Annotated in this window: 1 protein-coding gene; it reads right to left on the bottom strand. The window is 44.2% G+C overall.

Going from position 1 to position 1,055, the window contains the following annotated elements:
- Positions 1-176 precede the first annotated feature (176 nt).
- Positions 177-1,055 (bottom strand): trypsin-like peptidase domain-containing protein (locus F6K53_RS45085; RefSeq protein WP_293087660.1); only part of this gene is annotated, 879 nt, incomplete at its 5' end.

The following is a 1,055-nucleotide window of genomic DNA, read 5'->3' as shown; positions in this document are numbered from 1 at the left end:
TTGAATTCCATCACAAGCGACTTTACGATCTAAACGATCGAGTCCAACAGTAGTTAAAAATGCCTGACGTTCCCGAACTGTTTGAGTATTTGGTATTCCCGACAAAAAGGTCAACAGTTCAGATTTCAGAGTCATTTTTAATGGTTACTAGTGACTAGAGTGGGCACTAAAAAGTTCTAACTAGCTGCTATATTTATTAATTTCCCTAGCTCCGGAGGTAAATCAGGCAAAATTCTATCTACTAGTATACCTTCGTTTCTAAAATAACGGCGCTGGGTTGTAGGTTCAGGGATATCACCTCCTGCATGGTGGAGAGCAACCACCTGCCATCCATTGTTTAGCACTGGCGCTCCAGAAGAACCGTTCAATGTGGAGGTGACATATTGGACTACATTACCCCCTACGTACTCAACAAAATTGTTTTGGAAGGAAATTTCTTTGGGTCGCCCTGCGGGATGCTGGATGATGTTCACTCGATCCCTGCGCTTGACGTTGCTCGGCTTTAACGGCAACCATCCCCATTTTTGTCCTGGTTTCCCATCGAGTTGAACTAGAGTATAGTCTAAATCCTGATTGGTATGGAACAATCCACTAGGCTTTGCCTGATATTCTTCACTGGGCTGAGCGTGCCCCTGAAAGTCCTCTTCGTAGTTAAACCGAAAGATAGAATTTGCTAATAAGTCTGCACTAGGCAAAACATGATTGTTGGTGAGCAATAAATCTTCAGCAACCAAAAAGCCTGTACCCGACCAACGCTCATGACTAGACTGGACTCCAATATAAGCAACGGTTCGAGCTACCTCTAACCCTCGTTGTAAAAAGGCAATGGGGCGTAGGGTATTCTCACCAATAATCTTTTCAAGAACATCTGCTGTGGTTTCTCCGCCCTTCCACTGAGGAATATCAGGGAGTGCGGCGATCGGAGTCATCATGTTGTACTTTGTCAGTAATCCATCCAGCAACTCTTGCTGCTGAATCCCTACAAAGCCCTTTAGGGTATTCAAAAATAGCCCTAGTGATTCGTGGTCATAGGTTAAACGCCCATAATTGGATAA

The organism is Moorena sp. SIO4A1 (assembly GCF_010672065.1).
Classification (GTDB): domain Bacteria; phylum Cyanobacteriota; class Cyanobacteriia; order Cyanobacteriales; family Coleofasciculaceae; genus Moorena.
The sequence above is the reverse complement of the archived record's forward strand: the minus strand, read 5'-3'. Positions and strand labels throughout refer to the sequence as shown.